The organism is Streptomyces sp. NPDC002888 (assembly GCF_042888465.1).
GTDB lineage: Bacteria > Actinomycetota > Actinomycetes > Streptomycetales > Streptomycetaceae > Streptomyces.
In genome coordinates this window covers 232077-254425 of sequence record NZ_JBIAPU010000009.1, presented here as the reverse complement: position 1 = coordinate 254425, position 22349 = coordinate 232077, and the positions used below count along the sequence as shown (strand labels likewise).

At 70.9% G+C, this 22349-nt stretch carries 21 protein-coding genes; 11 read left to right on the top strand and 10 right to left on the bottom strand.

The window, feature by feature from the left end; translation table 11 throughout:
- The first annotated feature begins 19 nt into the window (after positions 1 to 19).
- From ACFYWX_RS17495 to ACFYWX_RS17465, 7 genes are all read left to right on the top strand, one after another.
- The gene (locus tag ACFYWX_RS17495) at positions 20 to 790 is read left to right on the top strand and encodes a DeoR/GlpR family DNA-binding transcription regulator (RefSeq protein WP_389424904.1); all 771 of its coding nucleotides are present in this window, start codon (positions 20 to 22) and stop codon (positions 788 to 790) included.
- A 78-nt stretch (positions 791 to 868) separates the two neighbouring features.
- Positions 869 to 2242 (top strand): ABC transporter substrate-binding protein, encoded by a 1374-nt coding sequence (locus ACFYWX_RS17490; protein ID WP_389424903.1) that lies wholly within the window; start codon positions 869 to 871, stop codon positions 2240 to 2242.
- Positions 2239 to 3177, top strand: coding sequence for a carbohydrate ABC transporter permease (locus tag ACFYWX_RS17485; RefSeq protein ID WP_389424902.1), 939 nt, complete (start codon positions 2239 to 2241; stop codon positions 3175 to 3177). The genes ACFYWX_RS17490 and ACFYWX_RS17485 overlap by 4 nt, the downstream gene beginning before the upstream one ends.
- Entirely contained in the window at positions 3174 to 4025 is an 852-nt protein-coding gene (locus tag ACFYWX_RS17480; RefSeq protein WP_389424901.1) for a carbohydrate ABC transporter permease, read from the top strand. Before ACFYWX_RS17485 ends, ACFYWX_RS17480 begins: the two co-directional genes overlap by 4 nt.
- Complete coding sequence (locus ACFYWX_RS17475; RefSeq protein ID WP_389424900.1) at positions 4022 to 5011, top strand: zinc-dependent alcohol dehydrogenase family protein; 990 nt, start codon at positions 4022 to 4024, stop codon at positions 5009 to 5011. The genes ACFYWX_RS17480 and ACFYWX_RS17475 overlap by 4 nt, the downstream gene beginning before the upstream one ends.
- A 99-nt stretch (positions 5012 to 5110) precedes the next feature.
- Positions 5111 to 5335, top strand: coding sequence for a hypothetical protein (locus ACFYWX_RS17470; RefSeq protein ID WP_389424899.1), 225 nt, complete (start codon positions 5111 to 5113; stop codon positions 5333 to 5335).
- 63 nt (positions 5336 to 5398) lie between these two features.
- Entirely contained in the window at positions 5399 to 6604 is a 1206-nt protein-coding gene (locus ACFYWX_RS17465; RefSeq protein WP_389424957.1) for a TerD family protein, read from the top strand.
- An 84-nt stretch (positions 6605 to 6688) separates the two neighbouring features.
- On the opposite strand, the gene ACFYWX_RS17460 is transcribed toward ACFYWX_RS17465, so the two are convergent.
- Positions 6689 to 7255, bottom strand: a complete 567-nt coding sequence (locus ACFYWX_RS17460) for a TetR/AcrR family transcriptional regulator (protein ID WP_389424898.1) — start codon at positions 7253 to 7255, stop codon at positions 6689 to 6691.
- Between the two features lie 47 nt (positions 7256 to 7302).
- On the opposite strand from ACFYWX_RS17460, the gene ACFYWX_RS17455 reads away from it, so the two are divergent.
- Positions 7303 to 7737 carry a nuclear transport factor 2 family protein gene (locus ACFYWX_RS17455; protein WP_389424897.1) on the top strand — a complete coding sequence of 145 codons (435 nt, stop codon included), beginning with the start codon at positions 7303 to 7305 and terminating at the stop codon, positions 7735 to 7737.
- A gap of 53 nt (positions 7738 to 7790) precedes the next feature.
- Here ACFYWX_RS17455 and ACFYWX_RS17450 read toward each other — a convergent pair whose 3' ends face one another.
- The 7 genes from ACFYWX_RS17450 to ACFYWX_RS17420 all read right to left on the bottom strand — a co-directional run bounded on the left by ACFYWX_RS17450 (position 7791) and on the right by ACFYWX_RS17420 (position 17853).
- Entirely contained in the window at positions 7791 to 9374 is a 1584-nt protein-coding gene (locus ACFYWX_RS17450; protein ID WP_389424896.1) for a TROVE domain-containing protein, read from the bottom strand.
- A gap of 353 nt (positions 9375 to 9727) precedes the next feature.
- Entirely contained in the window at positions 9728 to 11173 is a 1446-nt protein-coding gene (locus tag ACFYWX_RS17445) for an alkaline phosphatase PhoX (RefSeq protein WP_389424895.1), read from the bottom strand.
- A gap of 288 nt (positions 11174 to 11461) precedes the next feature.
- Entirely contained in the window at positions 11462 to 14581 is a 3120-nt protein-coding gene (locus ACFYWX_RS17440; RefSeq protein WP_389424894.1) for an efflux RND transporter permease subunit, read from the bottom strand.
- 161 nt (positions 14582 to 14742) lie between these two features.
- Positions 14743 to 15426 carry a response regulator gene (locus ACFYWX_RS17435; RefSeq protein ID WP_389424893.1) on the bottom strand — a complete coding sequence of 228 codons (684 nt, stop codon included), beginning with the start codon at positions 15424 to 15426 and terminating at the stop codon, positions 14743 to 14745.
- Complete coding sequence (locus ACFYWX_RS17430; RefSeq protein ID WP_389424892.1) at positions 15423 to 16652, bottom strand: sensor histidine kinase; 1230 nt, start codon at positions 16650 to 16652, stop codon at positions 15423 to 15425. The genes ACFYWX_RS17435 and ACFYWX_RS17430 overlap by 4 nt, the downstream gene beginning before the upstream one ends.
- Before the next feature lie 97 nt (positions 16653 to 16749).
- A complete protein-coding gene (locus tag ACFYWX_RS17425) occupies positions 16750 to 17028 on the bottom strand; it encodes a hypothetical protein (protein WP_389424891.1) in 279 nt (92 codons plus the stop codon).
- Between the two features lie 54 nt (positions 17029 to 17082).
- Positions 17083 to 17853 carry a PspA/IM30 family protein gene (locus ACFYWX_RS17420; protein ID WP_389424956.1) on the bottom strand — a complete coding sequence of 257 codons (771 nt, stop codon included), beginning with the start codon at positions 17851 to 17853 and terminating at the stop codon, positions 17083 to 17085.
- A 324-nt stretch (positions 17854 to 18177) separates the two neighbouring features.
- Between ACFYWX_RS17420 and ACFYWX_RS17415 the strand changes: the two genes are divergently transcribed.
- Together ACFYWX_RS17415 and ACFYWX_RS17410 are read left to right on the top strand one after the other, a co-directional pair.
- Positions 18178 to 18777, top strand: coding sequence for a DUF3043 domain-containing protein (locus ACFYWX_RS17415; protein WP_389424890.1), 600 nt, complete (start codon positions 18178 to 18180; stop codon positions 18775 to 18777).
- Positions 18778 to 18860: 83 nt separating this feature from the next.
- The gene (locus ACFYWX_RS17410) at positions 18861 to 19562 is read left to right on the top strand and encodes a class I SAM-dependent methyltransferase (protein ID WP_389424955.1); all 702 of its coding nucleotides are present in this window, start codon (positions 18861 to 18863) and stop codon (positions 19560 to 19562) included.
- Between the two features lie 92 nt (positions 19563 to 19654).
- On the opposite strand, the gene ACFYWX_RS17405 is transcribed toward ACFYWX_RS17410, so the two are convergent.
- The gene (locus ACFYWX_RS17405) at positions 19655 to 19873 is read right to left on the bottom strand and encodes a hypothetical protein (protein WP_389424889.1); all 219 of its coding nucleotides are present in this window, start codon (positions 19871 to 19873) and stop codon (positions 19655 to 19657) included.
- 225 nt (positions 19874 to 20098) lie between these two features.
- Here ACFYWX_RS17405 and ACFYWX_RS17400 point away from each other — a divergent pair, with 225 nt between their 5' ends.
- Entirely contained in the window at positions 20099 to 21307 is a 1209-nt protein-coding gene (locus ACFYWX_RS17400; RefSeq protein ID WP_389424888.1) for a bifunctional adenosylcobinamide kinase/adenosylcobinamide-phosphate guanylyltransferase, read from the top strand.
- A 43-nt stretch (positions 21308 to 21350) separates the two neighbouring features.
- Here ACFYWX_RS17400 and ACFYWX_RS17395 read toward each other — a convergent pair whose 3' ends face one another.
- Positions 21351 to 22265, bottom strand: coding sequence for a class I SAM-dependent methyltransferase (locus tag ACFYWX_RS17395; RefSeq protein ID WP_389424887.1), 915 nt, complete (start codon positions 22263 to 22265; stop codon positions 21351 to 21353).
- Positions 22266 to 22349 lie beyond the last annotated feature (84 nt).

Genomic DNA, 22349 nt, shown 5'->3' with positions numbered 1-22349 from the left:
AGAGCGAGGTGTAGGGACGATGACCCCCAAAACGGCGGAGGAGCGCCAGCGGGAGATCGTGCGGGTCGCGCGCGCCACCGGCTCGGTCGACGTCACCGCCCTCGCGGCCGAACTGGGCGTCGCCAAAGAGACCGTACGACGGGATCTGCGCGCCCTGGAGGACCACGGACTGGTGCGCCGCACGCACGGCGGCGCCTACCCCGTGGAGAGCGCCGGCTTCGAGACGACGCTCGCCTTCCGCGCCACCAGCCACGTCCCCGAGAAGCGCCGGATCGCGGCCGCCGCGGCCGAACTGCTCGGCGACGCCGAGACGGTCTTCGTCGACGAGGGCTTCACTCCGCAGCTCATCGCCGAGGCACTGCCCCGGGACCGGCCGCTGACCGTGGTCACCGCGTCCCTGCCGGTCGCGGGCGCGCTCGCCGAGGCCGACAACGTCTCCGTCCTGCTCCTCGGCGGCCGGGTGCGCCCCGGCACACTCGCCACCGTCGACCACTGGACGACGAAGATGCTCGCCGGCTTCGTCGTCGACCTCGCCTACATCGGCGCCAACGGCATCACCCGCGAACACGGCCTCACCACCCCCGACCCGGCCGTCAGCGAGGTCAAGACCCAAGCCGTCCGGGCCGCCCGGCGCACGGTCTTCGCGGGCGTGCACACCAAGTTCGGCGCGGTCAGCTTCTGCCGGTTCGCCGAGGTCGGCGCGCTGGAGACGATCGTGACGAGCACCCTGCTCCCGGCGTCGGAGGCCCACCGCTACGCACTCCTCGGGCCACAGGTCATCCGGGTCTGAACATCCAACGCACCCATTCCAAGGGCACCCCCTTGCCGTACGGCGCCCTTTGTCTCCCGATACATCCAGGAGCGATCCATGCGCATCCAGAGCCGACGACGGCCACCGCGAGCCACGCTCGCCGCGGCCGCCGCAGGGACGCTGCTCGCCCCGCTGCTGTCCGGCTGCTGGGTCGGCGCCGGCGGGGCGGGGTCGGGCGGCGACTCCCTCAACGTCCTGATGGTCAACAACCCACAGATGGTGGAGCTGCAGAAGCTCACCGCCGCCCACTTCACCAAGGAGACCGGCATCAGGGTGAACTTCACCGTCCTGCCGGAGAACGACGTCCGCGACAAGATCAGCCAGGACTTCGCCAACCAGGCCGGCCAGTACGACGTCGCCACCCTCTCCAACTACGAGATCCCGATCTACGCCCGCAACAGCTGGCTGCACGAGATGAACACGTACGTCGCCAAGGACCCGGCGTACGACGAACAGGACGTCCTCAAGCCGATGCGCCAGTCCCTGACCGGCGACGACGGCAAGCTCTACGGCCAGCCCTTCTACGGCGAGTCGTCCTTCCTCATGTACCGCAAGGACGTGTTCGCGAAGAAGGGCCTCACGATGCCCGCGCACCCCACCTGGCAGCAGGTGGCCGACCTGGCGGCGAAGGCGGACGGAGCGGAGCCCGGCATGAAGGGCATCTGCCTGCGCGGCCTGCCGGGCTGGGGCGAGGTCATGGCACCGCTCACCACCGTCGTGAACACCTTCGGCGGCACCTGGTTCGACAAGGACTGGACGGCACGGCTGAACTCCCCGGAGTTCGAGAGGGCGACGAAGTTCTACGTCGACCTCGTCCGCGAGCACGGTGAGTCCGGAGCCGCCCAGTCCGGCTTCGCCGAATGCCTCAACAACATGACCCAGGGCAAGGTCGCCATGTGGTACGACGCCACCTCGGCGGCGGGTTCACTGGAGGCGTCCGGCTCCCCCGTCAAGGGCAAGGTCGGCTACGCCCCCGCCCCCGTCGAGAAGACCGACTCCGCCGGCTGGCTCTACACCTGGGCCTGGGGCGTCCAGCAGGCCTCCCGCAACCCCGACAAGGCCTGGAAATTCGTCTCCTGGGCCTCCGGCAAGCAGTACGAGCAGCTGGTCGGCGACAAGATCGGCTGGTCCAACGTCCCCGCCGGCAAGCGCGCGTCGACGTACGAGAACGCGGCCTACCGCAAGGAGGCCGCCGCCTTCCAGGAGATGACCAAGAACGCCATCGAGGGCGCCCGCCCCGACGACCCCGGAGTCCAGCCGCGCCCCGCGCCCGGCATCCAGTTCGTCGGCATCCCCGAGTTCACCGACCTCGGCACCAAGGTCTCCCAGGAGATCAGCGCGGCCATCGCCGGACGCCAGTCCGTCGAGTCGGCCCTGAAGAAGTCCCAGCAGCTCGCCGAGCGGATCTCCGAGGAGTACGAGGGACGATGACCGCGACCACGACGGCCCCACCGGCCGCACTGCCCGTACACACCTCGGCGCAGCCCTCCGCGCGGCTGCGCGCCTGGGCCACCCGGGCCCCCCTGCTCCCCGCCCTGATCTTCATGATCCTGGTCACCCAACTCCCGTTCGTGGCCACGCTGGTGATCTCCTTCTTCGACTGGAACGCCCTCTATCCCAAGGCCCGCCACTTCACCGGCCTCGACAACTACCGCCAGGTGCTGACCGACGCGGACCTGCGCCACTCGGTGTGGACGACGGTCCTGCTGACGGCGACGGTGGTCCTCGCCAGCCTGGTCCTGGGTCTGCTGCTCGCCCTGCTCCTGGACCGGAGGTTCCCGGGCCGGGGCGTGGTCCGCACCCTCCTCATCGCGCCCTTCCTGGTGGTCCCGGTGGCGGCGGCCCTGCTCTGGAAGCACGTCCTGTACAACCCCGAATACGGCCTGCTCAACGGCCTGTTGCACTACGTGGGCGGCCCGCAGCCCGACTGGATCTCCAGCACCCCGCTCCTGGCGGTCGAGGCGTCCCTCGTCTGGCAGTGGACCCCGTTCATGATGCTGATCCTGCTGGCCGGCCTGCAGAGCCGCGACCAGCAGCAGATGGAGGCCGCGAGGGTCGACGGCGCGAGCGACTGGCAGATCTTCCGCCACCTGACGCTCCCGCACCTGCGCCGCTACCTGGAGCTGGGCGCCCTGCTCGGCTCGATCTACATCGTCCAGAACTTCGACGCGGTGTTCACCCTCACCTCGGGCGGCCTGGGCACGGCGAACCTCCCCTACACCGTCTACCAGAGCTTCTACCAGGCCCACGAGAACGGCCTCGCCTCGGCCGCGGGCGTCCTGGTGGTCATCGGCTCGATCGTCATCGCGACCTTCGCCCTGCGCGTGGTGTCGTCCCTGTTCCGCGAGGAGGTGTCGCGCGCATGAGCGCCATCGCCGTACGACCGCGCCGTGGCCGCAGCAAGGGAGCGGGCCTCGGCCTGGTGGCCTGGCTGCTGGGGATCGTGTTCTTCCTCCCCATCGCCTGGATGGCCCTGACGTCCTTCCATTCGGAGACGGACGCGGCGACCAACCCGCCGTCCTTCACCGCCGCCCTCACTCTGGACGGCTACCGCGAGTTCTTCGGCACGGGCGGCGGGGCGAGCCCCTGGCCGGCGCTGATCAACTCGACAGTTGCGTCACTGGCGTCGACGCTGCTGGTCCTGCTCCTCGCGCTCCCGGCGGCGTACGCGCTGTCGATCCGCCCCGTCCGCAAATGGACGGACGTCCTGTTCTTCTTCCTCTCGACGAAGATGCTGCCGGCGGTGGCCGGCCTGCTGCCGATCTACCTCTTCGCCAAGAACGCGGGGATGCTCGACAACATCTGGCTGCTGGTCATCCTCTACACGTCGATGAACCTGCCGATCGCGGTGTGGATGATGCAGTCCTTCCTCGCGGAGGTCCCGGGCGCGGTGATCGAGGCGGCGCGAGTCGACGGAGCACGCCTGCCGACGATCCTCGCGCGTGTGGTCGCCCCGATCTCGCTGCCCGGCATCGCGGCGACGGCGTTGATCTGCTTCATCTTCAGCTGGAACGAGCTGCTGTTCGCCCGAGTCCTGACGGGCGTGGTCGCCGAGACCGCCCCCGTCTTCCTGACCGGCTTCATCACCAGCCAGGGCCTCTTCCTGGCGAAGGTGTGCGCCGCGTCGCTCGTCATCTCCCTGCCGGTGCTCGCCGCGGGGTTCGCCGCCCAGGACAAGCTGGTCCAGGGCCTGTCGTTGGGAGCCGTGAAATGAAGGCCGCCGTCATCGAGTCCGTGGGCCGTGCCGTCGTCACCGAGGTCCCGGACCCGACGCCGGGTCCCCGCGAGGTCGTCGTCGAGGTCGCCGCGTGCGGCCTGTGCGGCACCGACCTGCACATCCTCCAGGGCGAGTTCGCGCCCAAGCTGCCGATCGTGCCCGGACACGAGTTCGCCGGCGCGGTGGTCGGGGTGGGCACGCAGGTCACGGAGGTGTCGGTCGGCGACCGGGTCGCGGTGGACCCGTCGTTGTACTGCTACGAGTGCCGCCACTGCCGCACCGGCCACAACAACCTCTGCGAGCGCTGGGCCGCGATCGGCGTGACGACGGCCGGGGGCGCGGCGCAGTACGCGGTGGCACCGGTCGCGAACTGTGTACGGCTGCCCGAGCACGTCCGTACGCAGGACGCGGCACTCGTCGAGCCGCTGTCGTGCGCGATACGGGGCTACGACGTGCTGCAGTCCCGTCTGGGCGCCCACGTCCTGATCTACGGCTCCGGGACCATGGGCCTGATGATGCTGGAGCTGGCGAAGCGGACGGGCGCGGCGAGCGTCGACGTGGTCGACGTGAACCCCTCCCGCCTGGAAACCGCCCAGCGGCTCGGCGTCTCGGCCTCCGCCGCGAACGCGGACGAGCTGGACCGGCCGCAGGGCTGGGACGTGGTCGTCGACGCGACGGGGAACGCGGCGGCGATCCAGGACGGCCTGGACCGGGTCGCCAAGGCGGGCACGTTCCTGCAGTTCGGCGTCGCCGACTACGCGACGCGCGTGACGATCGACCCGTACCGCATCTACAACCAGGAGCTGACGATCACCGGCTCGATGGCGGTGTTGCACAGCTTCGAACGAGCGGCGGAACTGTTCGCGAACGGCGTCCTGGACCCGGATCTCTTCATCAGCGACAGGATCCCGTTGGACCGTTACCCGGAGGCGCTGGAGCAGTTCGCGGCGGGAGTGGGCCGCAAGATCGTGGTGGTGCCGTAGCTGAGCCCTTCGGGGACGAGAAGCAGAGCCCTTCGGGGACGGCAAGGGGACGAAAAAAGGCGTGGGGGCGGTCCGCCGGGAAGCCCTACCATCGCCCCCATGCCCCGTCCCCAAGGTTTCCGCTACGAACAACGCGGCCCCGACACCGTCCACATCACCCACCACAACCGCCCCGCAACCACCCTCCACGGCCCCCGGGCCACCCAGTTCCTCGCCGAGGTCGAGACGTCCGATCCCCAGCTGGTCATGGCCCGCTGGACCGGAAACTACAAGCGGGGCAACGAGCGCACGGCCCGCGACCACCCCCGCAACCGCAACCGCTGACCCGATCGGTCGCTGGTAAGGGAACGGTAAAGCGGCCTGGCTCGTTCATCCGGCATGACAGCTATGACCCCCGGCTCGAACATCCCTCTCTCCGCCCCGCGCGTGACGGTGGACGTCGCCGCCCCGGTGCGGCTCGACGTATCGGGCCTGCTGCTCACCACCGACGGCAAAGTGCGCTCCGACGACGACTTCATCTTCTACAACCAGCCCGCAGGCCCGGGCGTGACGTACCGCTCGGGTGGCGGCGCCGCGCCGGACGCGATCACCGTCGACACCACCGCCCTCCCCCCGGGCATCGAGAAGATCGTGGTCACCGCCAGCCCGGACGCCGCGGGCCAGACCTTCCAGGGCGTCGAACCGACCGCCACGATCCGCAACGCGGACGACAACAGCGTCCTGGCCACGTTCACGCCCCCGAAGCTCGGCACCGAGACCGCACTGGTCGTTGTGGAGATCTACCTCCGCGGCGGCGCCTGGAAGGCCCGAGCGGTCGGCCAGGGCTACGCCAACGGCCTGGCCGGCATCGCCACCGACTTCGGTGTCACGGTGGAGGAACCCGCGACACCCGCGCAGCCGGTGGCTCCCCCGACGCCCACGATGCAGCCGCCGGTCACCCCGCCGGCCCCGCCGATGCCCCAGGCACCGCCCCCGCCCGCCCCGGCCGCCGCGCCCGCCCCCGCTGCCGCCACCGGGAAGATCAACCTCGACAAGGGCCGCGTCAGCCTGCAGAAGAACCAGACCGTCTCCCTGGTCAAGGGCGGCCGTCCCCTGCTCTCGCAGGTCAAGATGGGCCTCGGCTGGGAGCCGGCGTACCGGGGCAAGGACATCGACCTGGACGCGTCGGTCATCGCCTACGGCCCGCAGCGCAACCACATCGACAGCTGCTACTTCGGCAAGCTGTCCATCGTGGGCGGCGCGATCAAGCACTCCGGCGACAACCTCACCGGCGAGGGCGGGGGCGACGACGAGGTCATCATCGTCGACCTGGGCAGAATCCCGCAGGACGTCAGCGGCCTGGTCTTCACCGTGAACTCCTTCTCCGGCCAGAAGTTCACCGAGGTCGCCAAGGCCTACTGCCGTCTCCTTGACGCCGCGACCGGCGAGGAACTCGTCCGCTTCGACCTGACCAGCGCCGAGGCGCAGACGGGCGTGATGATGGCCAAGCTCATCCGCCAGTTCTCCGGCGAGTGGGAGATGACGGCCATGGGCGACTTCGTCAAGGCCCGCACGGTCCGCAACATGGTGAAGCCGGCGGCCCAGGCGCTGTAATCGCAGGGTGGGCGCAGCGGCACCCTGCCGACGCAGGTGAGCGCGCCCACCCCGCCGCGGCCGCAGCACCGGTCACCCGACCGGCTACGGCCTCAACCCCTCCGTCAGCAACGACAAATACCGGCGGATGTACTTCCCCTCCCCGTTCGCCAGCTCCGACGCCGTGGCCACTCCGTGCGCCAGCCTCAACACCTCCACCGCCTCGACATCCTCCCGCAGCGTCCCCTCCCGCTGCGCCGCCTCCACCAGCGCGGCCGACGCCTGCTTGAGGACGGTGCCGCATTCCGTGACCGCCACCGGGCCGGTGTCCGTGACGGCCGAACCCATCAGCGCCTTCAGCCCCCGCACCTGGATCGTCGTCACACAGACCTCGTTCAGCCACGCGACCAGCGCCTCGCCCGGCGGCAACTCCTCGGCCAGCTCACCGGCCCGTGCCGCGAGCTCCTCGATCCGGCCGACGTAGGCGGCCTCCAACAGCGCGTGCCGGTTGGGGAAGTGCCGGTAGAGCGTGCCGGAACCGACTCCCGCACGCTTGGCGATGTCGTCGAGCGAGGCGTTCTCCCCGTGCTCGGCGAAGGCGTCCGCCGCAGCCCTCAGCAACCGCTCGTAGTTGCGCCGGGCGTCCGCACGCATGGGCCTCACCTGCGCCATCCAGATACTCCTTGCGAGCCGGGGACACCCTCCGTATGGTACCGAGAATGAAGCGGAGACAGTCCCCGTTTGAAGACTCGGACCCGTCCGACCGACACCCGTCGGTCAACCAGGGGCCTCGCGACGTCCTGGCCCGCTACCGACGCGCGCTGCTCAACTTGTCGGCCGACGACCTGGCCGACCTCTACGCACCCGACGCCGTGCACGAGGTGCCGTTCCCGTTCCCCGGACTGCCCAAGCGCTGTGACGGGCGCGAGGAGGTGCGCGCCGCGTACCGGGCCGCCTGGGGTGCGAGCCCGGCGCGACCCGAAAGCGTCGTCGAGGTGGCCGTTCACGACTCCACCGACCCCGAGGTGATCGTCGTCGAGCAGATCGTCACTGGAACCCTCGCCACCACCGGTGAGCGGTTCCAGGTTCCGGGCCTGCTGGTGATGCGGGTGCGCGACGGCTCGATCGTGCACGTGCGCGACTACGTGCACTGAGCACACAAGAGGGCCCGCACCGAAGTGCGGGCCCTCAACGCCAGGCGGACAGGTCAGGCGACCCACGGCCAGTCGGCGTCACGCGCCGCCTCGAGCAGCGGCACCATCCGGAACCCGGCGTCCGAGAGACCGCCGAACGTGTGCCGGTTACCCTTCCCGGTCGGGCCGTGGCCCGCCCGGTACCCGGCGAGGTTCCAGGTGTAGACCGGCACGTGCGCGGGGACCTGCTCGGCCGGCTCGCCGTACTGGCTGTACGCGTACTGCTCGTCGGTGACGATCAGCACCCGGTCGTGCTTCCGGTAGTGGCGCCGCACCGCCCCCGTCGTGTCGGTGCCACCGAGGTCGCCGAAGCGCTCCAGGATCTTCAGCACGGACTCGCCCTTGCGGAACCCGATCGCGTTGCTGGTCGTGCCGAACTCGACGAGATCCGCGTCCGCCGCCCGCAGCGCGAGCGCCGTGCCGAAGATCGCCGCCGCGTCGGCCCGGTTGAGCTCGGAGCGGTCGGACAGCCGCGAGTAGAACATCGAGCCCGAGCGGTCGACGAGCACCAGCGTCCGCCCGGACAGCGCGGGCACGTTGGCCAGCGAGTGGCCGAGCGCCTGCTCCAGCGGGTACGCCCAGCGCAGCGAGGGCGCGTGCTGGTACGCGGCGAGGTAGCGGAACGGGAACTGTCGCGAGCGCGCGACCTCCGCCGGGTCACTGATGCGGGCCGCCACCTGCGCGGCGACCTCGTCGGAGACCCCGGCCTCGTCGAAGTTGCGCAGGTTACGGACCAGCGCCATCGGCCCCATGGACGGAATCACGGCCTCCCATGCCTCCTTGTCCATCGGCCCCTGCAGCCAGCCCGCCAGCGCCTCCCACGTCATCCCGGCCGCCGCGAGCCGCTCGGCACCACCCTCCGAGGTGACGGCCGCGCGCCGCTCCTCGACCGGCAGCGCCATGAGCTCGCGGTGCGCGGTGAGAACGTGGTTCGACGCGGGCGGCACCGCCGTGTCCGGGTTGTGCCGCCGGTCGAGGGCGTACTGGAACAGCTCGCCCTGCCACGGCTTGTCCGGGTCCGGCGCCGCGTGCACCAGGTTGAGGATGTCGCCGAAGCGGTACCCCTTCGACGCGGTGTCGTACTTCAGCAGGGACTTGCCGCTGTACAGACGCCGTACGGCGTCGGCGATGCCGCGCTTGACGGGCTTGGGGACGTTACGGCCGTACTGCGCCGTCCAGTAGGCGAGCAGCTCACCGGGCTCGTCGGGCCGCTGGAGCACGGAGTCCACGACCCGGCGGTTCGACGGACCCTCGGTCGCGCCGGCCTCCAGGCGCGCCTTCACGTACTCGGCGGCACCGACGACCGCGGCCGTACGGAGATTACCCTCGCCGCGCAGCCAGCCGAGCAGACCCGCGGTCCACGCCGGGTCGGTGACGGCGAGCTCGCGCACGAGCCGCTGGAACCGGTCGTCACGGTCGGCGCCGGCCTCGTAGAAGGTCTGCTGCGAGACGAAGTTGGAGACGGCGAGCAGAAAGAGCTCGGAGCGCGCGTCGCGCTCACGGCCCCGGCCGCCCTCGTAGGTACGGAGCACCCGGCCCGTCGAGGTGACACGCGAGACGGGCTGCGCCTTGGTGGTCTTGGTGTTGAATCGCGCCATGGTGAATTCCCCCGAATTCATTCGTGTTTCGGAGAGAGGCGCAGCAAAAGGAGGGTGCCCGAGATCAGGAGTCGGCGACGGACTTAGCCAGATGCTCTACCAATTGAGCTACACCGACCCGAAGTCGATGACGGGACTCGAACCCGCAACCGTCCGATCCAATGAAGTAACCGTTGCCTGCGCACCGGGCACCCACCATGAGCTGCGCCTCCCGAGATCAAGTCGGCGGCGGCGTGGATTCTTTGAGAGAGAAGTAGCCGCTGCCATCGCACCGGGAGGTGCGTGACGTTGTGATCTCACTGTAGGAGGCGCAACTCGGCACAGGCGAGCGAATTAATTCCCGCTTCCGCGGGTTACCGCTTCTGGCGCTTCCAGGGGCCGGTGATGGCGAGCATGATGCCCGGCGTCTGGATGTTGGCGTACAGGGTCCGGCCGTCGGGCGAGAAGGTGACGCCGGTGAACTCGCTGTACTCGGGCTTTTCCTCGGTGCCGATGTTCAGGTCGTTGCGGGCGATCGGATAGGTACGGCCGCTGTCGGTGGCGCCGAACAGATGCTGGACGCCCTCGCCGTCCTCGGCGATGACGAGCCCGCCGTAGGGCGAGACGGTGATGTTGTCGGGCCCGTCGAAGGCGCCGTCGACGGACGGGTCCGGGTTCACGCCCAGCAGGACCTTCAGGGTCAGGGTGCGGCGCTTGGGGTCGTAGAACCAGACCTGGCCGTCGTGCTGGACGGGGCTCTCCTCACGGGCGTACGAGGAGACGATGTAGGTGCCGCCGTCGCCCCACCACATGCCCTCCAGCTTGCGGGCGCGGGTGACCTGGCCGGTGGTGAACTGCTTGCGCACCGGAGTCGTCCTGGCGTCGCGGTCGGGGACGTCCACCCAGTCGACGCCGTACACGGTGCCGATCTTCGTCGCCCGCGAGAGGTCGTCGACGAACGTGCCGCCGGAGTCGAAGCACTTGAAGGCCTGCAGGACGCCGGCGTCGTCGGCGAGGGCGCGCAGCTTGCCCCGGCCGTGGCAGAAGCCCTCTGGCGGGGTCCAGCGGTACAGCAGGCCGTTGGGGCCGGAGGCGTCCTCCGTGAGGAAGGCGTGCCCGCGCTTGGGGTCGATGACGACGGCCTCGTGGGCGTAGCGTCCGAACGCCTTGATCGGCTTCGGGCTGCGGTTGGCGCGGCGGTCGGCGGGGTCGACCTCGAAGACGTAGCCGTGGTCCTTGGTCATGCCGTTGGAGCCGGCCTTGTCCTCGGTCTCCTCGCAGGTGAGCCACGTACCCCACGGGGTGCTGCCGCCCGCGCAGTTGGTGGAGGTACCGGCGATGCCGACCCACTCGGCGACGTGTCCACCGGGACGCACCTCGACGACCGTGCAGCCGCCCGAGGCGGCCGGGTCGTAGACGAGGCCCTCGGTGAGCGGCACCGGGTGCGGCCACCCGGCCCGCGGGCCCTTCAGCTCGTGGTTGTTGACCAGAAGGGTCGCGCCGCGCGGCCCGGCGAAGGTGGCGGTGCCGTCATGGTTGGACGGGGTGAACTCGCCGGACTCCAGCTTGGTCTTCCCGCTGTAGGTGATGATCCGGTACTTGAAGCCGGCAGGCAGCGCGAGGATGCCGTCGGGGTCGGGAACCAGCGGGCCGTAGCCGACGCCACCCCCGACGGCCGCGGACTCGTCGCCCACGTTCTCGACGTCCGTGGACGCGAGGGCGTTCGGAGCGGTGGCGAGGGCGCCGACGCTGCCCGCCAGTGCGACACCGGCACCGGTGATCGCGGATTTTCTGCCGAAGTCCCTGCGGGTGAGCGACATGGTGTCTCCTGTGACGGTGGGGCCGTGGAGGGTGGCGGTCCTCGGGTCGGCGCAACCGTCCCGCCCACGCTTGAACGGGAGTTGAACACAGGGCGACGCGAGCCGTCTCGCTTCCATGAATCCGGGCACCCACTATCCGACTCGGCCGCCCCACCGTCCCGCAGCCGCCCCACGACGGGAGCGGGGCGGGGGGGGGGGGGGGGGGGGGGGGGGGGGGGGGGGGGGGGGGGGCCCCCCCCCCCCCCCCCCCCCCCCCCCCCCCCCCCCCCCGCCGTGGCTCACGGGCCGTCACACGCTCGCGTGCTCCGGCTCGTTCGAGGACGAGCTCGCCTTGTCGGACAGGCCCGCCTTCTTCTCCCGCTTCGCCGCCCGCTTCTTGGCGCGCCGCTCCTTGCGGAGTTCCAGCATCGCGTAGAGCGTCGGTACGAGCAGCAGGGTCAGCAGCGTCGAGGTGATCAGGCCGCCGATCACGACCACCGCCAGCGGCTGAGCGATGAAGCCGCCCTGGCCGGTGACGCCCAGCGCCATCGGCAGAAGGGCGAAGATCGTCGCCAGGGCCGTCATCAGGATCGGGCGGAGCCGGTGACGGCCGCCCTCGACGACCGCCTCGACGACGCCGTAGCCCTGCTTGCGGTACTGGTTGATGAGGTCGATCAACACGATCGCGTTGGTGACCACGATGCCGATCAGCATCAGCATGCCGATCATCGCCGGGACGCCCATCGGGGTGCCGGTGGCCACCAGCAGGCCGATCGCACCCGTCGCCGCGAAGGGGATGGAGACCAGCAGGATCAGCGGCTGGGCCAGCGAGCGGAAGGTCGCGACCAGGAGCATGAAGACGATCGCGATCGCCGCGAGCATGGCGAGGCCCAGGTTCTTGAACGCGTCGTCCTGGTCCTGCGAGACACCGCCGATCTCGGCCGTGGCGCCCGCCGGGAGCTTCAGCGCGTTGATCTTGGCCTGGAGGTCGGTGCTCACCGCGCCCGTGTTGTCGCCGGTCGGCTTCGCGGTGATGGTGGCCGCGCGCTGACCGTCGATCCGGGTCATCGACACCGGGCCGTCCACCAGCTTCACCGTGGCGATGTCACCCAGCTTCACCGGGCCCAGGCGCAGGTCCTTCAGCTCCTGGAGCGTCTTCGCCGGCTTGGCCGAGGTGACGACGACGTCCCGCTCGGTGTCGTCGAGGATCGCCTTGGCGGTGGTGGTGCCCCGAACCGCCTGGGTCACCGCGGCGCCCAGCGTCTGGTCGTTGAAGCCGGCCGCGGCCGCCTTGTCGTTGGCCTTCACGGAGATGCGCGGCACGCTCTGCGACAGGTCGCTGGTCACGTCGGTGACGTGGTCGAGCCCGGCCACGGAGTCCCGGACCTTCTCCGCCGCCTGGCGCAGCACGCCGGCGTCGGCCGCCTTCACGACGACGCTCAGGTCCTGGTTGCTGAAGCCGTCACCGGCGGCGACGGTGGTCGTGCCGATGCCCTTCAGCTTGCCAAGACCCTCCTCGACGCGGTCCTGGACGTCCTCGTACGACGCCGAGTCCTCCAGCATCACCTGGTACGAGGCCTGGTTGGAGTCCGTGCCGCCGCCGAAGGCGGCCAGGAAGCCGGAGGAGCCGATGGTGACCTGGTAGTCCTTGACACCCTTGGTCCCGCCGAGCAGTTCCTCGACCTTCTTCGCCTGCACGTCCGTTGCCGCGAGGCTGGTGCCCGGCTTCAGTTCCTGCTTGACGGTGAGGACCTGCTGCTCGCCCTGGTCGAAGAAGTTCGTCTTCAGCAGCGGCGCCATGCCGAAGGTGCCGACGAGGACCACCACGGCGATCGCCACGCTGGTCAGGCGGCGACGGGTCGCGAAGCGCAGGACGGGGACGTAGAAGCGCTGGAGGCGGCTCTTCGCCTCCTTCTCCTCCGCCGCGCGGCGTGCTTCCTCCGCGTCCTCGGAGGTGCCCTTCGGGGCGCGCAGGAACCAGTACGACAGGACGGGGACGACCGTCAGCGACACCAGCAGGGACGCGAGCAGCGCCGCCGTCACCGTGAGGCTGAACGAGCCGAACAGTTCGCCCACCATGCCGCCGACCAGGCCGATCGGCAGGAACACGGCGACCGTGGTGAGGGTGGAGGAGGTGACCGCCCCGGCGACCTCGCGGACCGCGGTGAGGATCGCCGACTCGCGCTCCTCGCCGTAGCCGAGGTGGCGCTTGATGTTCTCCAGGACCACGATCGAGTCGTCGACGACCCGGCCGATCGCGATCGTGAGCGCACCCAGCGTCAGCATGTTGAGGGAGAGGTCACGCGTCCACAGCACGATCAGGGCCAGGACGACCGAGAGCGGGATGGACACCGCGGTGACCAGCGTCGAGCGGACCGACGCCAGGAAGACCAGGATGACGAGGACCGCGAAGACCAGGCCGAGCGCGCCCTCCGTCGTCAGGCCCTCGATGGACTTCTTCACCGCCGGGCCCTGGTCGCTGACCACGGTGACGGAGGCGCCGGCGCCGAGGTCCTCGCGCAGGCCGGGCAGCTTGTCCTCGACCGCGTCCGAGATGGCGACCGCGCTGCCGTCGTGGTCCATGGTGACGGCGACGGCGAGGCTGGGCTTGCCGTCGGTGCGGGTGATCGAGTCGGCCGGGGCCTCCCGCTGCTCGACCTTGGCCACGTCGCCCAGGCGGACCGGCTTCTTGCCGGTGATCATCAGATCCTGGATCTGCTTCAGGGAGGTGAAGCCGCCGCCGACCTGGACGGTGCGGTTGGCGCCGTCCTCGTCGAAGGAGCCCGCCGGGACGGTCGCGCCGCCCGCCTGCAGGGCCTGGCCGAGGTCCTGCGAGGTCAGGCCCGCCTTGGCGAGCTTCGCGTCGTCGGGCGTGACGGTGACCCGGAGGTCCCGTACGCCGTCGACCGTGACCTGGCCGACGCCGTCGATGTCCTTCAGGGCCGGCACGACGGTCTTGTCGAGCTGGTCGGCGAGGGCCTGCTGGTCCTTGCCGGAGGTGACGGCGAGGACGACGGTCGGGATGTCGTCCGTCGAACCGGCGACGACCTGCGGGTCCACGTCGTCCGGGAGCTGGACGCGGGCCCGGTTGACGGCCTGCTGGACGTCGGCGACGAGTTGCTTGGTGTCGTTGCCGTAGTCGAAGGACGCCATGATCACGGCGTTGCCCTCGCTGGCCGTGGAGGTGACGCCGGAGATGCCGTCGACGGACTCCAGCATGTCCTCGATGGGCTCGACGACCTGCTTCTCGACCACGTCCGGCGACGCCCCCTGGTAGGGGGCGATGACGGAGACCACGGGCAGTTCGATGGTGGGCAGGAGCTGCTGTTTGAGCTGGGGTATCGCGATCGCCCCGAAGGCGAGCGCGATGATCGACATCAGGCCGATCAGGGCCCGTTGCGCGAGGCTGAACCTGGACAGCCAGGACATGGGTCAGGGGTCTCTCTTCTGTGAGCGGCAGAAGCGGCAGCGGGCGCACAGATGAGCACCCGCCCTTACACCCTGAGCCATCGAGGGGCGGCGATCCCTAGCCCCCCAGGTCCATTTCCTTATGCGCCGCATACTCCCGCCGCAGTACGACCGGGTAGAGGTCACTCCACCCTTGGGCGTACCAGGCCCGACTCGTACGCGATCACCACGAGCTGGGCCCGGTCCCGGGCGCCCAGCTTGGCCATGGCCCGGTTGACGTGCGTCTTCACCGTCAGCGGGCTCACCTCCAGGCGTTCGGCGATCTCGTCGTTGGAGTGGCCGCCGGCGACCTGGACGAGCACCTCGCGCTCCCGCACGGTGAGCGCGGCGAGACGTTCGGCGCGGGCGGGGTCGCGTTCGTCGTCCGCCGCGTCGCCCTGGGCGAGGAAGCGGGCGATCAGGCCCTTGGTGGCGGCCGGGGAGAGCAGGGCCTCGCCGCCCGCCGCGATCCGGATCGCGGCGAGGAGCTCCTCGGGTTCGGAGCCCTTGCCGAGGAAGCCGGAGGCGCCTGCGCGCAGCGACTGCACGACGTAGTCGTCGACCTCGAAGGTCGTCAGGATGACCACGCGGACCTGGGCCAGGGTGGGGTCGGCGCTGATCATGCGGGTGGCGGCGAGACCGTCCGTGCCGGGCATCCGGATGTCCATCAGGACGACGTCGGCGCGCTCCTCCTTCGCCAGCCGGACCGCCTCCTCGCCGTCGGACGCCTCGCCGACCACCTCCATGTCGGGCTCGGAGTCGACGAGCACACGAAAGGCGCTGCGGAGCAGCGCCTGGTCGTCGGCGAGCAGGACACGGATCGTCATACGGGGTCCTCGGGGTCCTTGGGGGCGCGGCGGGTCTTGAGCGGCAGGATCGCATGCACGCGGAAGCCTCCGCCGTAGCGGGGACCGGTGGTGAGGGTGCCGCGGAGGGCGGTGACGCGCTCGCGCATGCCGAGCAGGCCGTGGCCGCCGCCGCTCTCGGAGTGGTCTTCGGTGCCGGGGCGGCCGTCGTCGAGGACGGTGATCTCGATGTTCGGTCCGACGCGGACGACGCTCACCTCGGCCTTGGCCTCGGGGCCCGCGTGCTTCTGCACGTTGGTGAGGGCCTCCTGGATGACGCGGTAGGCGGCCAGGTCGACGGCGGCGGGCAGGGTGGTGTCGTGGTCGGCGCGGGCGACCTCGACCTGGAGGCCGGCGTTGCGGAAGGTGTCGGCGAGTTCGTCGAGGCGGCCGAGGCCGGGGGCGGGCTCGGTCGGTGCCTCCGGGTCGCCGGACTGGCGGAGCAGACCCACGGTGGCGCGCAGTTCGTTGAGCGCGGAGCGGCTGGCCTCCCGTACGTGGGCGAGGGCCTCCTTGGCCTGGTCGGGCCGCTTGTCCATGACGTGGGCGGCGACGCCCGCCTGCACGTTGACCAGGGCGATGTGGTGGGCGACGACGTCGTGCAGGTCACGGGCGATGCGCAGGCGTTCCTCGGCGACGCGGCGGCGGGCCTCCTCCTCGCGGGTGCGTTCCGCGCGTTCGGCGCGCTCCCTGATGGCGTGGATGAAGGCGCGGCGGCTGCGGACGGCGTCGCCCGCGGTGGCGCCGATGCCGGTCCAGGCGAAGATGCCGAGGTTCTCCTGGGCGTACCAGGGCAGGGGGCCGGCGAGCATGGCGGCGCCGGTGAGGACGGTCATGGTGAGCAGGCCCACGCGCCAGGTGGTGGGGCGGTCGGTGGTGGAGGCGACGGTGTAGAGGGCGATGACCGCGGACATCGCGACGGGGGCCCGGGGGTCGCCGATGACGGACTCGACGACGGAGAGGGTGCCGGTGACGGCGAGGACCGTCAGGGGGGCGCGGCGGCGGAAGACCAGGGCGATGGCGCCGAGGGTCATCAGGAGCAGGCTGAGGGGGTCCGGGGTGCGCAGGCCCCACGTGACGCCGTCCTCGCCGTGCGGGTCGACGAACGAGCCGGCCACCATGCATACCAGGACGCCGGCCGCCAGCGCCGCGTCCAGCGCGAGGGGGTGTGCCTTGGCCTGGCACCGGGCGCGTTCGAGTGTGCTCACGGTTGATTACGGTACGGGCAGCTTGTCGTCGCCGGAACTGGCGCGTTGCCGTGCCTTGAGGTGCCGTGCCTCGGCGTGCCGTCCCCGACCCGAGAGGTCACCCCGGGATCAAGCCGTCGTCGCTGAGCATCTCCCGGACCTCCTCCAGGGTCGCGTCGGGGGCCGGGAGGATGAGGTCCGAGGGTTCGAGGGAGTCGTCGGGGAGCGGCTCGCCCAGGTCGCGCACCTTGGTGAGCAGGGCCTTCAGGGTGCGGCGGAAGCCCGGGCCGTCGCCGTTCTCCATCTCGGTCAGGAGTTCGTCGTCCAGCTTGTTCAACTCGGTGAGGTGGCCGTCGGCCAGCCTCACCTGCCCCTCCCCCATGATCCGTACGATCATGTCGCCTCCTCGGCGTGGGCCTTACCGCTTGTCCACTGCTTGTCCCCTGCTCGTCTACTGCTTGTCGAAGCGCGGGGTGTCCTGCGGCTGCTGCTGGGTCTGCGACTGGCCGTTGCCGCCCTCGATGGCCTGCTGTCCCGCGGACGGACCGCCGGCCAGCTCCGCCTTCATGCGCTGCAGTTCCAGCTCTACATCCGTACCACCGGAGAGGCGGTCCAGCTCGGCCTGGATGTCGTCCTTCGCCATGCCGGAGGGGTCGTCCAGGGCGCCGGAGGCGAGGAGCTCGTCGATCGCGCCGGCGCGGGCCTGGAGCTGCGCGGTCTTGTCCTCGGCACGCTGGATTGCCAGCCCGACGTCACCCATCTCCTCGGAGATGCCGGAGAAGGCCTCGCCGATGCGGGTCTGGGCCTGGGCCGCCGTGTACGTCGCCTTGATCGTCTCCTTCTTCGTACGGAAGGCGTCCACCTTGGCCTGGAGGCGTTGGGCCGCGAGGGTGAGCTTCTCCTCCTCGCCCTGGAGCGTCGAGTGCTGCGTCTCGAGGTCCGTCACCTGCTGCTGGAGTGCCGCGCGGCGGGAGAGCGCCTCGCGGGCCAGGTCCTCACGGCCCAGCGCGAGCGCCTTGCGGCCCTGGTCCTCCAGCTTGGTGGACTGCGACTGCAGCTGGTTCAGCTGGAGTTCCAGGCGCTTGCGGGACGTCGCCACGTCGGCGACGCCACGGCGGACCTTCTGGAGGAGCTCCAGCTGCTTCTGGTACGAGTAATCGAGGGTCTCGCGCGGGTCCTCGGCCCGGTCAAGGGCCTTGTTCGCCTTCGCGCGGAAGATCATCCCCATACGCTTCATGACACCGCTCATGGGCTTCGCGCGCCCCCTTCTGACGTCCAGCTCCAGCTCTGCGACAGAACCCACAGTACGGGCCCTGCATCCATTGACGCACTGTTCGGGGACGGATGCGCTCATCCCCAAGGACGACTGCGTACGTCCCCGCTCCGGCGTAGGGAGTAGGTGGTCCCCGGGGTCTCCCGGCATTCACCGGGATGTCCACGAGGTGTGCGCAACGTCCCCTCTGTACCCCTACAGGACGACTGGTGTTGCCGGATCGTTCCCCACGGGGCTGGGGTCCATGCCCCCGACCCCGTACCCTTGGGTTTTGTGTTCCGTAGCCGTGCCAAGGAAGAGAAGGCCCCCGTCGCCGACAAGGCGCAGGTGAACCTCTCCAAGCAAACCCGTGACCCGCAGGCCCCGAAGGGCCGGCCCACGCCCAAGCGCAGCGACTCCCAGTCGCAGCGCCGCAGCGTCGCCAACACGTCGCTGACGCGCAAGGACGCCGCCAAGCGGCAGCGCGAGGAGCGTCGTGCCGCCCTTGACCGGCAGCGCCAGGCGCTGGCCGGCGGCGACGAGCGGTTCCTGCCCGCCCGGGACAAGGGCCCGGTCCGCAAGTTCGCCCGCGACTTCATCGACTCGCGGTTCAACGTGGCGGAGTTCTTCCTGCCGATGGCCGTGGTCATCCTCGTGCTGAGCATGGTGCGGGTGGGCTCGCTGCAGAGCATCGCGCTGCTGCTGTGGCTGGTCGTGATCGTGCTGATCGTGCTCGACTCCTTCGTCACGAGCTTCCGGCTGCGCAAGCAGCTGCCCGAGCGCTTCCCCAGCGAGAACCGGCGGGGCGCGGTCGCCTACGCCCTGATGCGCTCCCTCCAGATGCGTCGGCTCCGGCTGCCCAAGCCGCAGGTCAAGCGCGGAGAGCGGCCCTGAACACTGCGTCTTTCTCCGGGGGTGCGGCGAAGGCGTGGCTCGGCACACTGGGCGGGTTGCGGGACGTCGTACGACAGGAGCTGGTGGCGCGCCAGCTCGACGAGCAGATAGTGGGCCGGTACCCGGTCGGGCAGCGGCTGCGGGTGCTCGACGTGGGGATGGGCCAGGGCACGCAGGCGCTGCGGCTGGCCCGGGCCGGGCACCAGGTGACCGGTCTCGAGCGGGACGCGGAGATGATCGCGGCGGCCCGCGAGGCCCTCTCCGGCGAGCCGGAGGGCATCCGGGAACGGATGCGGATCCTCGAGGGCGACGGCCGCGACACCGGCGTGCACTTCCTGCCGGGCAGCTTCGACGTCGTGCTGTGCCATGGCGTCCTCATGTACGTCGAGGAGCCGGACCCCCTGCTGGCGGGGCTGGCGCGGATGCTCGCCCCGGGCGGGCTGCTGTCCCTGCTCGTGCGCAACGCGGACGCGCTGGCGATGCGGCCGGGCCTGTCCGGTGACTGGTCCGGAGCAATGGGCGCCTTCGACACCGTGTCCTACACCAACCGGCTCGGGCTCGACGTCCGCGCGGACCGGCTCACCACGCTGACCGCGACGCTGGCCGGGATCGGGGCGCCGCTTCATGCCTGGTACGGCGTGCGGGTCTTCACCGACACGGCGGCGGACGGCGCGGAGCTCCCGGCCGACCTGGACGCGCTGCTGGCGGCTGAGGAGCGGGCCGGGCGGACGGATCCGTATCGGGGGGTCGCGGCGTTGCTGCATCTGTGTGGAGTGCGGGGCTGAGTGCCCGGTACGAGCGGGACATGAGGAGGGGCGGCCCGATGCGGGCCGCCCCTCGCGGTCTTCCTATGTCTTCCGGCTGTCTCTCGGCGTGTCTACGACGCCTGCTCTTCGGCGTGCAGGCTCATCGGGCCGTAGATCTCCGTGCCGTCCTCGGACAGCCGCACCTGGTCCGTGCCGCCTTCGAGCAGGGCCTTCCAGTGTTCCCCGATCCACGACTCGGCGTCTCCCTGCGTGGTGAAATCCTCGGGCTGCACCGCGGGCTGGACCTCCGTCCCGTCGGCCTTCTCGAACCGCCACGTCCATGCCGCCATGTACGCCTCCCAGATGTGAACAGGTGCAGGGTAGAAGCGTAGGCGCTCCGCTGGGTGCGCCGTGGATGACTCGTGCAGTTGGTCGCCTGCGGGTCGTCGTGGGCCGGTCGCGCCCGCGCGGCGGAGCCGCACATGTCACAGCCCCGCGCCCCTACGAGGCCCCCGTGGGGCCCCTTAAGGGGCCTCGGGCGCGCGTGTCGGGGAGTGGACGGTGAGAATCGGGGCGTGGAAGTTACTTTGCTCGGTACCGGTGCTCCTGTTGGGCTCCCCCGTCCTGACTGTTCCTGTGCGGGGTGTGCGATGTCGGTCGGTGGGGATGCGCGGGCGGCGACCGCGCTGCTCGTGGACGGGGCGCTGCTGCTCGATCTGACGCCCGGTGCGGCGTTCGCGGCGGCGCGGGCGGGGCATTCGCTCGGGGGTGTGCGGCAGGTGCTGCTGTCGCATCCGCACGACGGGCCGCCGGTCGAGGTGCCGGCCGGGTTGCCGCAGCCCGGGCGGGTGCCGGACGGGCGGGAGTCGGCGCTGCTGACGGGGCATCGGGTGCGGGCGGTGGCGTTGGACGCGCCCGGTACGGGGTATGCGGTGAGCGGGCCGGACGGGCAGCGGCTGCTGTATCTGCCGCCCGGGGGTGCGCCGGCCGGGCTGGAGAAGGGGGGCGACTCCGCCGCGGGGTACGACATGGTGCTCGCGGACGTCGTGGGGCGGCCGGACGCGTTGGCGAAGCTGCGGGCGGTGGGGGCGGTCGGGCCGACCACGGACGTGATCGCCGTTCATCTCGACCACGACGTGCCGCCCGGAGCGGAGTTGCGGCGGCGGCTCGCGGCGGCCGGGGCGCGGGCGGTGGCGGACGGGTCGACGCTGATGGTGGGGGCGTACGAGGAGGTGCCGGACGTGCCGCGGCGGACGCTGGTGCTGGGTGGGGCGCGGTCGGGGAAGTCCGTGGAGGCCGAGCGGCGGCTGGAGTCCTTTCCGGACGTCCTGTACGTGGCGACGGGGGGTTCGCGGGGCGGGGACACCGAGTGGGCGGCCCGGGTCGCCGTGCATCGGGAGCGGAGGCCGGGGTCGTGGCGGACGGTGGAGACCTGCGACCTGGTGCCCCTGCTGACGGAGGAGGGGGCACCGCTGCTGATCGACTGCCTGTCCCTGTGGCTGACGGACGCGATGGACTCCGTCGGGGCGTGGGACGACGCGGTGTGGGCGGAGGGGGGTGAGCGGGCGTTGCGTGCGCGGGTCGCGGAGTTGACGGCGGCCGTGCGGGAGGCTCGGCGGACCGTTGTCGCCGTCTCGAACGAGGTGGGGTCGGGGATCGTCCCGGCCACGGCGTCCGGGCGCCGGTACCGCGACGAACTGGGTCGGCTGAACGCGGCGTTCGCGGGCGAGTGCGAGCAGGTGGTTGTGGTGGTCGCTGGCCAGGCCGTGGTGCTCCGGGGCTGACCGAGCGGGTGGCTTTCAGCGTGCCCGCGGGATGGTTGTCCGTTCATCTCTTGAGGGCGATCACCCGGTACGCGTTGGAGAAGGAGGTGTGGCGCAGAAGCGGGGCCAGGGAGTGGTCGAGGAGTTGGGCTGTGGTGGTGAAGGGGGCTGTCGCGGGGGTGGGGAGGGCGCGGGAGAGGGCGTGGGTGGTTGCTCGGGTCAGGTCGGTGGGGGTGTGGGGGGTGCGGCGGTCGAGGGTGATGATCGTGCAGCCCTCGTGTTCCAGCTCCACGAGCAGGTTGGCCGGGGGGATCAGGTGGAGCCGGGTGGGCTGGGTGTGGGGGTGCCACCACTTGCCCAGGAGGGATGCGAACGTGCTCTGGGGGTTGGTGAGTTCCAGGAGGAGGTGGCCGCCGGGGCGCAGGGCGGTGAGGGCGGCGTGGAGTTCCGCGCGGGGGTCGGGGGTGCGCTCCAGGTGGTGGAGCATGCTGACGACGTCGTAGCGGGCGCGCAGGCGGGCGGTGATCTCCGGAGTGGCGAGGTGACCGACGTACGCCTCCTCCACGCGCTCCGCCGCCCAGGCCCGTTCCACGCGGCGGGTGGGATCGAGGCCGTCGAAGGACGTGTAGGGGAAGATCCTCTTCGCCGCGACGGGGAAGCGGGCGTTGCCCGTACCCACGTCCAGCCAGCTCTCCGGCTCCGGGAACGGCAGCATCGCGCGGGCGACGGCCCGCAGGTGACGGGGGGTGGGGACGTCGGGCAGTGCGGCGGAGGCGCGGCGGTGGTACTCCCGGCCCTCCGGTGTGAGGCGGGGGTTCTGGAAGGCGTGGGCGCACTCGCCGCACTCGTCGATGGTGAACGTGTGCCGTTTGCGGGGGCGCAGACGTGTCGAGCCGCACCAGGGGCAGTCCTCTCGGCGCGACTCGTGGAAGTGTTCGATGGGCAGGGCCAGTTGGGTCGGTCTGGGCTTGGCGGGCACGGGCGGCTCCCTACGGAGAGACGTACGACAATCCGCTGCAAAACGGAACGTATGGGATCCCACTCCTGGGTGCAATCACGCCAC